The sequence below is a fragment of the Quyinboa mangrovi genome, from assembly GCF_042219825.1.
Taxonomy (GTDB): domain Bacteria; phylum Bacteroidota; class Bacteroidia; order Bacteroidales; family UBA5342; genus JBHJHP01.
The window spans coordinates 638,466-652,078 of sequence record NZ_JBHJHQ010000004.1 but is presented as its reverse complement, the minus strand read 5'-3'; the positions used below and the strand labels follow the sequence as shown (position 1 = coordinate 652,078).

Below are 13,613 nucleotides of genomic sequence, written 5' to 3'. Positions count from 1 at the left end.
ACAATTAACAAGAAAAGAAAAAGTAGCAAAAAGAAAAGAATATCAATCACTTACATCATTATATGATTCTTTTTGTTGATAAACAGGTGTAAATATAAAGCGCGGTCATAGTGCATGGCAGTACTTTTAAACAAAATAATTCAACGTTCGCTGCAAGCGCCTTTCGTCCTGACAGTTCCTTTCACGAGTGAAAGAAACTGCCACGACACCATACCGCGGGAACGTTAGCTGCAACCTTAAAATAACCATATGATTATCGATGGTAATAACAACAAAGACAGAGTTTTCAACATTGTACAAAATGGAATTATATGCCCATTTGTATTAACAACTCATCCTGAAAGTAAAGTAACAGATCCCTTTAGTAAACAGCACGCTGGTTACCATAGTATAAAAGCTGATCTTAACCAAGCCTTAGAATTATTAAGTAATTACGAGATAATTGATAATGATGTGATTAAAGAGGCTTTATGGAAACAATCCGTAATTCTTTTAGGAAGAATCTTTAATCAAGGTGAAGGTGGAAAAGTAACATTAGATAAAGGTATCTTAAGGAAAGATGAAATTTTATCCAAAACTCTTGACTTTTTCCTAATTCTGAGGAATAAATATATAGCTCATCAAGGATTAAATGAAGAGGAAACAAATCAATCCTTAATTGTGCTAAGTCCCAGTGAAACTAAAGAAATTATTAATGTTGGCGCTTTTCATATACGGACAGTGAAAATTTCTCCGGAAGAAATTAATGACCTAAAAAACTTACTTATAAAATTGTCCGAACTGATTGAAATGAAAATAACTAAAGTTGAAAATAAAATAGTGGAATATTATCGTCATAATTGGGATATAGACGATTTATACAAATTCTCAATTAAACGTGTTACAATCGAAAAAAAAGGCAGCAGCTAACACGCAGTCATACTGCATGGCTGTACTTTTAAATAAAACATATCAACGTTCGCAGGCTGTCTCTTTTGTCGTGACAATTCCTTTCCAGTCGGACAGAAACTGCCACGACACCATACCGCGGGAACGCTATGTACAAGGCGAAAAAACATCCTGCAAGCTTTAAAACAATCATGAGACTGTGTGAAAAAATTTACTTCAACCGTAAATAAATTAGACAATGAGATTATATGATGATTTTTAATGTGCTGATATTAAACACAATATACTTTGGGCATGATTTCTGGAATAGCTTTATGATAAGAAAAACAATATATTATGTCGAAAATAAATCTTAAAAGTATATCTCTGAACTTAAAAAGACATTCATTGTATTCTATAACAAGTATAATTTCAATAACTCTTGGACTTACAGTGATATTAACACTTTCTAATTGGATTTTCATCGAAAAAAGTTTTGACAAATTTCATAAAAATCAACAGGACATATATAGGGTTGTAATTAATGGAAAAGCAGGTGATTTGACAATAACAAGCGCACGTACTGGCGCACCTTTAGCTAAATCCTTAGAAAATAATTTCCCTGAAGTAAAAGCTGCAACAAGGATTCTCAAGATTGGTAGTGTGGAAGTAACCAATGAGGATAAAAATGCGCTTTATCTTAAAGCATACGGGGTTGACACTAGCTTTTTTTCGATATTTGATGTAAGCTTTATCAATGGGTACAACAAAGAAATTTTAAGTAATCCAAATGAAGTTATTCTTACTGAGAAAGCCGCTAATAGACTTTTTGGAAGCAATAATGTAGCAGGAAATAAATTAGATTTCTTCATTGATGGTAACAAGCATACTTTCACAATAAAAAGTGTTGTAAATAATTTCCCAAATGAATCACATTTTCACTTCGATATACTGTTTTCCATGAATACACTGAGGTGGACTGATAATGAGCAATGGTTATCTACGGATTTTTATACCTATTTACTATTGCAAAAAAATATTGATATTGAAAATCTTCAAAAAAAAATTAATGAATATACATTAAACTATATCGCCCCAATTATTAAGGATTTTAATAATGCTTCTTTAACCAATTCGGAAAATTATTTCAGGCATGACTTACAAAAATTGACAGACATACATTTACATTCGAACTTTAATGATGAACTCGAACAAAATGGTGATGTAATATATATCAAATTATTCATTTCAGTTTTAGTCCTGATATTAATAATTACAAGTTCTATTTTCATTACGCTTACAAAAATTAGAATAAACAAATCACATAAAGAAATATATGTAAGAAAGGTCAGTGGTGCCAGAAACGACAGTCTCTTTTACAAGTTCTTGTCTGAAATAATAATAATAACAGTGATTTCTATTTTTATAAGTTTTATTTTGCTTGAGACATTGGTTCCATTAATAATAAAAATTGAAAATTTTAGATTTACTGACAATTTCAGCAATTATATTATTTTATTAGTGGTTTCCTTGATGATCGCCTTTACAGTGGCAATGGTGTCTATACCATCAACAATTAAACAGAGTTTATCATCTTTAATAAATCGCAACCATAATATATCAAAGAAGAATAGCTTTAATGCTTTAATGGTAATTCAATTGGTGATATCTGTAATTGTTATTTTCAGCACTTTAATAATAAACCGACAACTACATTACATGGAGAATGATGAATTAGGAATGACAAAAGAAAATATAATAAATGTTAAAGGTATTGACAAATTGGGTAATTCGTTAGAATCGTTTAAAAATTCGTTGCTTAATAATCCAGAAATTGAACAGGTAACTTATTCTTATACAATTCCAGGCGAACAGTTTCCGGAAATAGCTTGTAAGAAAATCATTAAAGGATCAAAAGAAAGTTTTGTTATGGCATTTTGTCCTTGCGACTTTAGTTTTAAAGATGTATTTCAACTGGAAATTTTACAAGGAAGATTTTTCTCTAACGATTATTCAAATGATAATAAAATTGTAATAAATGAATCGGCAGCTAAAATTCTGCGATATAATAATGTTTTAAATAACAGCATTGAATTTGGAGGAAAAACTTTTAAAATAATAGGCGTTGTGAAAAACTTCCATTTCGATTCAAAACAAAAGGAAATAAAACCTATGGCTTTTGTAACGATGCCTACAGTATACACCCATTGGATTCCTAATTATTTATCAATTAAGACTGGAAATAATAATGCTGTTTCAACGGTTGGATTCCTTGAAAAACAATGGAAAAAGTTTACCTCAGACAATTATTTAAAATATTCCTTTTTTGAAAATTCTTATAATAGCCTTTATAGCAAAGAAACCTATGCAAGACGAATACTAATCATACTTTCTGTTATTGCAATGGTTATTATTACTCTTGGTTTAATTAGCATATCGATTGAAAATATTCAACAACGAACTAAAGAAATAGGAATTCGAAAGGTCAATGGAGCAACAGTTTCTAATGTTGTAAAAATGTTGAATCAAAAATATTTCTTAATGTTAATATTATCATTGTTCATTGCTTTCCCTGTTGCATATTATGTTATAGACAATTGGCTACAAAGTTTTGCATATAGAATTAATATTGGTGTTGGGATATTTATTATCACAAGTGTTTTATTAATATTGGTTACCATACTTAGCATTAATATTCAGGTTTATAGAGCAGCGATTCAAAATCCTGTAATGACACTTAAAGATGAATAAATGAGACATACTAATAACGCCCAGTACATTACACAGCACATAAAACATTTGTCGTAAAATGCTAATTATAAGAGTGGTACACTTAACAAATATCGCAACGGTTTGATAGGAAGTCGCTTTGAAATGCCAAACGTTTCATATGCACATCCGTTAGGCATAAGTATGTTGATTAGTTAATCCATTAAACTTATTAATATGATAATGAGAATACAATTATCTATTTTTTTAGTTTTACTTTCTTATGTTGGTTTATCACAAAATAATCAATTAAAAGAGCATGATTCAATTGACTTTTGCTCTACGATAAAGGATTTTGCCCAAGGAAATAATTACCACAGATACAAATACCTCAAAGACTATTTTAACCAGTTAGATAGCCTGGACAACCTAAGGATAAAAACTGAAGCTATTGACTGGTTTGGAGTTTATAGAAATGTTATTGTCGAAAAAAGAGGAGAAACAGATTCTGTCGTTTACATAGTCTGTCATTATGATAAAATTGATGGAAACATTTTAGCTGTTCTTAATATGTTAATTAATGGCAACCTTGATATAATAACATCTAATATTTACTTGTCGAAAGGAGTATATGATAATGGAACTGGCGTTGCAATGTCCATACATCTTTTATCTTATGTTTTAAATAAAGACATGCATTATACCTATCGTTTTTTATTTACAGGATTGGAAGAATATGGCCTTCGAGGTGCTAGAACTCATGTGTCAAAAGTTAGAAAAAAAGACTGGGCTAAAAGTTATTATGCCATTAATATAGACATGATTGGTAAAGCAGGATTAAATGGTATTACTGTAACAGAAAATGTAAGTGATTATAATTTAGTTGATATAGCACAAGTGATTTGCAATAAGTCTGATTATCCATTGAATAAAACAAAACTTCCAGAAGGTGCATTGAGTGATTTTTACATTTTCAAAGGGCAACATTTTTTCAAAGATTTTGGAATTTCAATATTGGGAAACTTAGTCGGTGGTTTAATTCCTCAGCGTAGTTATTTTACAAGATATAAAAAAGGAATACCAGTGATAAACCTGACAGATGACACAAAATTATCATTTCCAATAATTGCTAGCATGTTTTCTCCTGTATCTTTTGGCGAAATACATAGCTTTAGAGACAAAATAACTGTGGTTGACAATAAGAACTTAAATGAATATTTTTATTTCTTAATAAACTTCATAGAGTACATTGACAGGAACAAAACCATTCATAATTGATAAGATTGCAAATTTAGATACCGCAAACATACATCCAAAACGTGGTCATACTGCATCCCGATGTACATTGGGACGACAGCATAACACAGGAACGTTATGTGGCATTGAATCTGCTATAAATTGGTTAATAAATATAGGATGAAAATAATACTCCTTTTGACATTTTACTTGAGTTTGTCTTATTTAAAATGCCATTCTCAAATTGAAAATCATAATACTTCAGACTCAATTATACCTCTATCAACTGATACATTGATTGAATTTATTCCTTGGGAGGCACCTCCTCCTCCAAGATTGTTGCTAGACAAAGATTCACCCAGTATAAAATGTGCCACAGACAATGGTTTTGAATTAATTGAAGTAGAACCTATACCTTGCAATAGTTCTCGTTCTTATGAAGAAGGAGATACGATAATTTATCCTTACCCTGAGTACAAAAATATCGTTGCCTTCGACACATGTCTTGTTGATAGCATATTGTCGGTTAATATTACAATTCAAGCTAATTGTTGTTCTGATTTCTTTGCAGGATTTAATTATGTACCCGAAGAAAATCTTGTTGTTTTAGAGCTAATAGAGTATGGAAATACGTGTGATTGTAATTGCTGCTTTGGATTTGTTTATAAGATTAAAACAAAGCAAGAAACAGATAAAACCCGGTATTTACTTAAGACAAAAAGCAAGCCGATTTACATTTATCTTTGAAGAAATAGTAATAAAGCCATACAATACACGCAGTCATAGTGCATCCCGATATTTATCGGGAAGACAGCATACCGTGGGAAGGTACACGATAATGAGCTATGATCTGCAACTATTAATAGATTGAATAAAATATAAAAAATAGAGTTAGACCTTCCTTGTATAAACAGAATTGAATAGTATAAGAAATAGTCATTAACTACGGCGTAAGACACATAATATGACCTATTATGCTATTTCACAGAAATATACAAAGCTTCTTGAATCACATCATGGAAAAATTAGTTTAAATTCGTGAAAATATTAACCATAATGAATCATAACCTGAGAGGATTTTGATAAATAAGTTGACAAAAACGTCATTGGCAACCCAACAAATATACATAACGACGTTGCCTGTTATGCTCATTGGCCTGGGGATGACAGTAGGTTGTTTAATTGCAGGTGGATCATGCTATGAGATTCCTGCATGGAGACTTTATTCGGGCATTGCATTTGGTGGGATTTTTGCATTATCTATTGGATTTGTTGGTATTCTGGGTTTGATCAGAAGAATTCCTGACTGGAGTGTAATTTGGATAGCGATTTCTGTTATTGGTTTCATGGTGCTGATAAATTATGTTTCTACCTTAGGCTTTGCATCTTTTCCTGAGATTTTAGTGTTATTGATTTCGGTCGCGACAGGACTGACTATTTTTTACATGATTTCAATAAAATCGTGGCAAATAGCGGGATTATTTGGGATTGGACTTTCCACTGCCCTGTCCCTGATATTGCTTTTTATGATTACCAATATTTCACATAATGAGATTAAAATTGGATATTATGATTTGATAGTTGCATGTGTTGCAAGTGGGTTTATTTATCTGTACTTGAAAGGCAATAATCAAATTAAGATAATCACCCTTTTTGTGTTCATGTTTTTTAACAGCCTTCTTATTTTTATATTTGATAAGAGTATGCTAAAATTAAATCATGATAGTCAGTTACTGTACCTAATTATATTTTCAAATGGGTTACTTTTTAGCGGTATAATTTTTCATCATGCAATTGGGTTCATAAACAGACTGATAAGAAAAAAGTAACCGGGGACGACACAAAGCCATAAAGCATAACAGTTATTTCAATTTTAAAAAGTCTATTTTCTCCGTTTGCTCTTTTAGTTTGAATTAATTCCTCTCAATAAATGGGACAGCGATAACATAAAAAACTACAACATGACTCAATACTTGAAAACCGATTGGGATTTGGATTCAGAAAGTCTTGTAAATGTATTTGACGAATTACCTCTATGGGCTGCACCGTTTGGATTAAAATTACTTGATGGAATTCATTACAAAAAAGGAATTAAAGTGCTGGATATTGGTTTTGGCACCGGATTTCCATTAACTGAAATTGCCATGCGGTTAGGTAAAGACTCAAAAATATATGGGATTGATCCATGGGATGCTGCAACTGACAGAGCCGAAAAAAAAATTGACTTTTATGGCATCAGAAATACTGAAATAATTCGTGGAATTGCCGAGGATATTCCTCTAAAGAATAACTCAATTGATTTAATTGTCAGTAATAACGGATTAAACAATGTGACAGATATAAACAAGTCGTTGTACGAATGCGCCCGTATCATTAAAAAAGGAGGACAATTTATTCAAACCATGAATTTGAACAATACTATGATTGAGTTTTATTCAACCATGGAAAAAATATTGACTGATTTAAAATTTCATAATTTTTTAGAATCAATGCAACAACAGATTTACAAGAAACGTAAACCGCTTGATCAGTATATTGAATTAATTAAATCATATGGATTCACCATAAATTCAGTGGTTCACGATAGATTTGAATACAGATTTGTTGATGGAACATCCATGCTGAACCACTACTTCATCCGACTTGCATTTATTAACGGATGGAAAGAAATTTTACCTAAAGACAAACAAGAAGAAATATTTTTACTGGTAGAAAATGAATTAAACCTAAAATCGCAGAATGATGGGACTCTAAAATTAAGTGTTCCTTTTGTTGTGATTGATTGTTATAAAAAATAATTGAACATTTGTAAGGCCGAAACCTGGTCATTAATCTTCGTGATTGTATCAATCATAATCTTATTACTAAAAACTTAATAAGATATATGCATGAAAATTGCATTTTAAATAAACTCCTATGCAGACAAAAAACATCAAATCCGAAAGCTTCCAACAATTAAATTGAATTCAAATCTGGTTTCTTTCACATTAAAATATTAATTTTAAATATTTTAAACCTAATGATTAATGATTAAAAGAAAATATTTATTTGTTATTTTTCTAAGTCTGTTAAGTTGTACGCAGAAGATTTCCAATCCATATGAAAAAACAGTTCCTCTTTATCTGGATATTGATATTATTAATCCCTATTTTGGGGAAGAACCTAACAGATACATTAAGGATATTTACTCAGGACAATTAACTTTAATAAATAACGAAAAGGACACCTTCAATTATGACGTAATAAATTCCAGTAATTTGCTTGAAGTACCATTTGGTTTTTTCAGTGGTTATATTCATGATTTTCCTGGATTTTCGATGGATAGCATTGAAGTTGTTGCACTAGGTGGTTATGACACAATTACACTGAATGCAAGAATCAGCCACATACCGGATTACACTGCAAAAATTATTTCCGATTCTGTAAAATATGAACATTACCTGTACTTGTACATAAAAGTACCATTCAGAAATAAAGTTTCACGGATAGAGTTTTGGGGAAGTAACGACACGTTGAATTCAGACATTCAATTCCTTTTTTCAAGATATATCGATATTCGTAATGACAGTATCGGATATTTCGCCTCTGCTGATATTAATTCTGAAAAAATATTCAACTATTATAATTTAGCTGTGGTTCCATATGAAGGCTATGTTAGAACCGTGCAAAGGTCAGGATGGTATCAGATCAAAAGCAGTATTCAATGAAAATATTATATTTCATAGTATCCATGCTCCTCATTATAGCATGTGAAAAGACTGATAAAAATACATTCAGTTATTCAGGAGATTTTTCCGGACATATATATGGAGATTCACTCCACTGGTATGATGGAACTCATAATGTTAGCAATGTTAAAATAATTTTTAACAGAGGTGATCAGATTTTTGAAACCACTTGTGATTCGGAAGGCGATTTTAAGTTTTCAAATATTCCCTATGGCACTTATAATATTACGTTGATAAAAGATGGATATGTTTCGACATACATTCCCGGTTATCAGATTTTCTTTACAGACCCGATACAAACCGATGGGTTTTACATTTTTAAAAAGAAATACATAACCACGATACGAGTTGATAAAATTCTCTATGAGGGACTATACTTTCATCAATTAATTTGTAGTGGTTCATTCTCGGAAAATGAACGCGTTGAATTTATTATATTTATTAATGAAAAAGAAAAAGCAGATTATACTAATTACACCGATTTTATGTATGTTGACAATAATTACAATCCGGACTTTATTAACTACTTATTTTTAGGTGTTGATGCTCCGGATTCCGATGTATATTACGCCATATATCCGGTTCTGGGTTTTAACTATCCATACACGAACTGGCATTCTGCAAACAATATAAGGCAATATCCGGTAGTATTTGACAATGATATTTTCTTTGAAGGATTTTATGATAAGAATAGCAGCCATGTTTATTAAATTTCGCTTAATAAAAATATGCATATTCCTGACAGGAATTTCAGCTTGTACACATACAATTGAAAATGTACCTGAATTTGAATCAGGAAATATTGTCGGATACGTTGAATGCTTGGATGAGTATGGACAAAAAATTGATCCTTCAGATGTTAAAATAACCGTTAACAATGCAAAAGATTATATTAATAGAACAAACCAGGATGGCTATTTTAATATGTCTGTTCCAATCGGGTACCAACATATTATTTTCGAAAAAGACGGGCTAGGAACTTATCATTTAAAGAACCAGCTAATACTTGGTGGAGAAGTACCGATTGTTATTAATTCTGCACTTTTGTGTAAACCAGTTGATGTTAACGTGGTCCTTGATAGTGTTTCAGTTACAAAAGATGGGAATTATATTCATATTTCAGGAAATGCTGAAAGTCAAACACCGTTTGATTTGGTATTAATATATTATACGGAAAGCTCTGGCAATTTAAACTATCAGTGGATAAAAACATGTGATGAACCGGAGGAATCAAAATTCTTATGCCAATTTCAAGAAATGCTATACACTTTAAACTTGCCTGAACAAACACAGTTTATATACATTGCTATAGGTTGTCAGAATGCTTTTGATTACATCAAATCTGAAGGAGGTACTTTAAAAAAGCAAACCGAATATATAAAAATTAATTTATCGGAATAACGCGATAAGGTCTTCCGCTCCTCTTCTCTTTGCACAAAACATTCTCTTTGATGCAACCAAGTTATAATGAATACCCTCATTATGCATATAAAAAATCAGTTACAATGAGAAAATTACCATTTATTTTATTTTTAGCTATTCTTTTAACAGCTTGTGAGAAAGATGACACAACTGAAATTGTTAATTTGCGTATAAACCATTACCAGCAACCGGCAAATTTCCAGGAGCTATTTTACGGATTATCCTATTGGGTCGAAGAAGAAGATGAAATCGGGACCGGGATTTGGAAAGGATTCGCTCAGAATATTCATGGTTTTGATTATGAGTTAGGTTATATTTACAATATAAAGGTTCAAAAAAAATATATTGAAGACCCTCCCATAGATGCTCCAGCAGTTACTTATACCCTGGAAAGAATAATTTCAAAGACAAAAGTACCAGAAGAGACCACTTTTGATATTGAGCTTACTATCGAATATAGTAATGGTTTTGAATCTTTGGTTGTTAAAAATGAAAACTCTGAATTTACACTGCTGCATTCAACTAAAATAGAGTGTGGAGATCTGTACGATAAACTCAACGATGATATTACAAACAAAAAGAGCATTACGGGAACATTTACTCACATTGATAAAAACAGTATTCGTTTGATTAAATTAAGCAGCACTAAAAAATACTAGTTTTAAAGGCTTTATACGTGCAAACGTAATCAACATGTGTGTTAACAATTAACTGATCTTCATAAATGATGGATGTGTTCTACATATGATATCTTCTTGAATTCATATCTCCGTTTAGCGTTTTGACTTATCACACCTTTATAAAATATACATCCCTTAAAAGTCAAAATATCTTCTTTTTTCAAATCCTTTAATTGGTAGTATATTTGACCACAAACAAAGCGTCGGATATTTTCATGAAAATTGACAAATTCATATTGGCAATCTTAGTTGTCATTGTGCTGGCCTGGTTCTTTCCACAACCTGCCAGTCCCAACAGTGGCATTCCACTCAACCTTATTGCCAGCATTGGTATTTCTCTGATCTTCTTTTTTTACGGACTTAAGCTAAGCCCACATCAAATTAAAACCGGACTGCGAAACTGGAAACTGCATATTCTGGTTCAACTTACTACCTTCCTTATTTTTCCTCTGGTTGTTCTGCTGTTTTATCCGTTTATCACTACAGAAAACGGACATACCATCTGGCTTGCATTTTTGTTTTTAGGTGCATTGCCATCAACCGTTTCATCTTCTGTGGTAATGGTATCCATAGCCAGGGGAAATATTCCTGCAGCTATTTTTAATGCCAGCATTTCCGGCCTTATTGGAATTGTGATCACACCTTTGTGGATGGGGCTGTTCATGCAACAATCCTCCGTTGACTTCAATCTTGGAGAAATTTATATCAGACTTATTACACAAATCCTGCTTCCTGTTGCATTGGGGCTCGCCCTCCACCGGTTCTGGGGGAAATTTGCACGCAAGCATTCAAGATACCTCACATTATTTGATAAATCTGTTATTCTGCTGATCATTTATAAAAGCTTCTCGGAATCCTTTGAAAATAATGTTTTCAGTTCCATTAATGCTTATGATCTTTTACTCATTATGGGAGCTGTCATAGTACTCTTCTTTGGCATCTTTTTTCTCACTGGTTTTATATCCAAACTGCTACATTTCAATTTGGAAGACACGATTACAGCCCAGTTTAGCGGCACAAAAAAATCGTTGGTTCACGGTACCGTATTTGCAAAAATTCTGTTTCAGAATTCGGCTTCAACCGGCATCTTTTTATTACCCATCATGTTGTTTCATCCTGTTCAGTTGCTGATTATCAGTTTTATTGCATCAAGGCATGGAAAGAGGGAAATATAGTAAACAAAAAATCCCCGTTAAAAAACGAGGATTTTTGCTTTATAAGGACTGAACCTATCTTATTTTCTGTGCTACCTCCACGTTCAGTTTTCTGCCATTTACGCTCTGACGTTTGAACGATTTAATAACTGTTGCTTCAAATTTATTATCCACTTCAAAAAAGGCATATTTCTTTTTAATATCTATTTCGCCGATTTCGATATTACGTACCTGGGTAAAATCATTGATCATACCAATCAGCTTTGCAGGATTCAGCTTATCAATAGCCCCCACATTAAGAAATAAACGCGACATATTGGAACTGCTCCGCTTACCTCCTTTGGCTCCTTTCCCTCTTCTTCTCTCACTCTTTCCACCTTCACTTCTCTCCTCCTTTACACCCGCATTCAAATCCGGAGCATTTTTATAGTACTCCAGAAAACGGTTGAACTCCACAGAAAGAAAGCGTTTGATCAGATCTTCACGACTTAACCACTCCAGTTTTTTATACACTACAGGAAGATATTTGTCTATCTGCTGATCGTCAACTGTAATATTTTCTACAGTATCAACCAGATTGAACAGTTGCTTTTCGCAAATGGCCCGACCACCCGGTACCATTTTATGCTCCATCTGCTTATTCAGGATGCGCTCTATCTGTTTAATCTTTCCTTTCTCACGGGTATGAATGATAGAAACTGAAACCCCGTTCTTCCCTGCTCTTCCTGTTCTACCACTACGATGAACATATACTTCAGGATCATCCGGTAAATTATAGTTGATCACATGAGTCAGATCGTTTACATCCAATCCACGCGCTGCCACATCGGTAGCAACCAGCATGTGCAGATGTCCCTGTCTGAATTTATTCATAACGAGGTCGCGCTGTGGTTGAGATAAATCCCCATGCAACGCATCGGCATTATATCCATCGTTGATCAAATGATCTGCTACATCTTTTGTTTCCTGACGGGTGCGGCAAAAAACAATCCCGTAAATTTTAGGATTCATATCTGCAATCCGTTTTAACGCAGCATAGCGGTCACGGGCATGAACCATGTAATACTCATGGATCACATTTTCAGCTCCTGCATTTTTCTTGCCAACAGAGAATTCAATGGCATCTGTCATATATTTCTTTGCGATCCGACTGATCTCGACAGGCATTGTGGCAGAAAACAATAAAGTTTGTTTTTCAGGAGGAGTGGTTTTTAATATCTCATCCAGATCTTCCTTGAAGCCCATGTTGAGCATTTCGTCAGCTTCGTCGAAAACCACCCATTGAATAATATCTACTTTCAACACACCTCGGTTAATCAGATCAAGGGTACGTCCGGGAGTTCCTACCACAATCTGGGCTCCACTTTTAATTGATTTTATTTGCGGACCGATTGGTGCACCTCCGTAAACCGATACAATATCAAGTCCCGGAACATACTTTGAAAAATTCGCCATATCACTGGCAATCTGAATACATAATTCGCGTGTAGGGCACAGAATAAGTGCCTGAACGGTTTTTAGTTCTGTATGAACCAAATGAATAATCGGCAAACCAAAAGCGGCGGTCTTACCGGTACCGGTCTGGGCCAATGCTACAATATCCTGATCCGAGTTTAACAGATGCGGGATCGTCTTTGCCTGAATAGGCGTTGGGGTAACAAAACCAAGTTCTTCAATCGCACGTAGAACATTTGGCTCCAGCCCCGATTCTAAAAATGTCATATATATTTTTGAATTAAACAGCCTTCTCTAAGACTGCGGAATGGATTAAATCTCAGGCGCTTCAACATTGAACTCTATACGATGATCACCCCTGA

Annotated in this window: 12 protein-coding genes; 11 read left to right on the top strand and 1 reads right to left on the bottom strand. The window is 33.1% G+C overall.

Going from position 1 to position 13,613, the window contains the following annotated elements; all coding sequences use genetic code 11:
- Positions 1-249: 249 nt before the first annotated feature.
- From ACE1ET_RS11415 to ACE1ET_RS11365, 11 genes are all read left to right on the top strand, one after another.
- Complete coding sequence (locus tag ACE1ET_RS11415; protein WP_375728538.1) at positions 250-909, top strand: hypothetical protein; 660 nt, start codon at positions 250-252, stop codon at positions 907-909.
- 315 nt (positions 910-1,224) lie between these two features.
- On the top strand, positions 1,225-3,618 hold the full coding sequence (locus ACE1ET_RS11410) for an ABC transporter permease (RefSeq protein ID WP_375728537.1): 2,394 nt from the start codon (positions 1,225-1,227) through the stop codon (positions 3,616-3,618).
- Positions 3,619-3,813: 195 nt separating this feature from the next.
- Positions 3,814-4,854 carry a M28 family peptidase gene (locus ACE1ET_RS11405; protein WP_375728536.1) on the top strand — a complete coding sequence of 347 codons (1,041 nt, stop codon included), beginning with the start codon at positions 3,814-3,816 and terminating at the stop codon, positions 4,852-4,854.
- Positions 4,855-4,992: 138 nt separating this feature from the next.
- Complete coding sequence (locus ACE1ET_RS11400) at positions 4,993-5,559, top strand: hypothetical protein (protein ID WP_375728535.1); 567 nt, start codon at positions 4,993-4,995, stop codon at positions 5,557-5,559.
- A gap of 398 nt (positions 5,560-5,957) precedes the next feature.
- Positions 5,958-6,641 (top strand): hypothetical protein, encoded by a 684-nt coding sequence (locus ACE1ET_RS11395; RefSeq protein ID WP_375728534.1) that lies wholly within the window; start codon positions 5,958-5,960, stop codon positions 6,639-6,641.
- Positions 6,642-6,773: 132 nt separating this feature from the next.
- A complete protein-coding gene (locus ACE1ET_RS11390) occupies positions 6,774-7,610 on the top strand; it encodes a class I SAM-dependent methyltransferase (protein WP_375728533.1) in 837 nt (278 codons plus the stop codon).
- 228 nt (positions 7,611-7,838) lie between these two features.
- Positions 7,839-8,519: a hypothetical protein gene (locus tag ACE1ET_RS11385; RefSeq protein ID WP_375728532.1), complete on the top strand. Its 681-nt coding sequence runs from the start codon at positions 7,839-7,841 to the stop codon at positions 8,517-8,519.
- Positions 8,516-9,250, top strand: coding sequence for a carboxypeptidase-like regulatory domain-containing protein (locus tag ACE1ET_RS11380; protein ID WP_375728531.1), 735 nt, complete (start codon positions 8,516-8,518; stop codon positions 9,248-9,250). Before ACE1ET_RS11385 ends, ACE1ET_RS11380 begins: the two co-directional genes overlap by 4 nt.
- Positions 9,222-9,941, top strand: a complete 720-nt coding sequence (locus ACE1ET_RS11375) for a hypothetical protein (RefSeq protein WP_375728530.1) — start codon at positions 9,222-9,224, stop codon at positions 9,939-9,941. The genes ACE1ET_RS11380 and ACE1ET_RS11375 overlap by 29 nt, the downstream gene beginning before the upstream one ends.
- Before the next feature lie 104 nt (positions 9,942-10,045).
- Complete coding sequence (locus ACE1ET_RS11370; protein WP_375728529.1) at positions 10,046-10,621, top strand: DUF4377 domain-containing protein; 576 nt, start codon at positions 10,046-10,048, stop codon at positions 10,619-10,621.
- 236 nt (positions 10,622-10,857) lie between these two features.
- A complete protein-coding gene (locus ACE1ET_RS11365; protein WP_375728528.1) occupies positions 10,858-11,817 on the top strand; it encodes a bile acid:sodium symporter family protein in 960 nt (319 codons plus the stop codon).
- A gap of 54 nt (positions 11,818-11,871) precedes the next feature.
- Here the strand turns inward: ACE1ET_RS11365 and ACE1ET_RS11360 are convergent, their stop codons facing one another.
- Entirely contained in the window at positions 11,872-13,518 is a 1,647-nt protein-coding gene (locus tag ACE1ET_RS11360; RefSeq protein ID WP_375728527.1) for a DEAD/DEAH box helicase, read from the bottom strand.
- Positions 13,519-13,613: the final 95 nt, after the last annotated feature.

Coding starts and splice junctions, on each gene's coding strand:
- ACE1ET_RS11415 (WP_375728538.1), top strand. CDS start 250: ATGATTATCGATGGTAATAACAACAAAGACAGAGTTTTCAACATTGTA.
- ACE1ET_RS11410 (WP_375728537.1), top strand. CDS start 1,225: ATGTCGAAAATAAATCTTAAAAGTATATCTCTGAACTTAAAAAGACAT.
- ACE1ET_RS11405 (WP_375728536.1), top strand. CDS start 3,814: ATGATAATGAGAATACAATTATCTATTTTTTTAGTTTTACTTTCTTAT.
- ACE1ET_RS11400 (WP_375728535.1), top strand. CDS start 4,993: ATGAAAATAATACTCCTTTTGACATTTTACTTGAGTTTGTCTTATTTA.
- ACE1ET_RS11395 (WP_375728534.1), top strand. CDS start 5,958: ATGCTCATTGGCCTGGGGATGACAGTAGGTTGTTTAATTGCAGGTGGA.
- ACE1ET_RS11390 (WP_375728533.1), top strand. CDS start 6,774: ATGACTCAATACTTGAAAACCGATTGGGATTTGGATTCAGAAAGTCTT.
- ACE1ET_RS11385 (WP_375728532.1), top strand. CDS start 7,839: ATGATTAAAAGAAAATATTTATTTGTTATTTTTCTAAGTCTGTTAAGT.
- ACE1ET_RS11380 (WP_375728531.1), top strand. CDS start 8,516: ATGAAAATATTATATTTCATAGTATCCATGCTCCTCATTATAGCATGT.
- ACE1ET_RS11375 (WP_375728530.1), top strand. CDS start 9,222: ATGATAAGAATAGCAGCCATGTTTATTAAATTTCGCTTAATAAAAATA.
- ACE1ET_RS11370 (WP_375728529.1), top strand. CDS start 10,046: ATGAGAAAATTACCATTTATTTTATTTTTAGCTATTCTTTTAACAGCT.
- ACE1ET_RS11365 (WP_375728528.1), top strand. CDS start 10,858: ATGAAAATTGACAAATTCATATTGGCAATCTTAGTTGTCATTGTGCTG.
- ACE1ET_RS11360 (WP_375728527.1), bottom strand. CDS start 13,518: ATGACATTTTTAGAATCGGGGCTGGAGCCAAATGTTCTACGTGCGATT.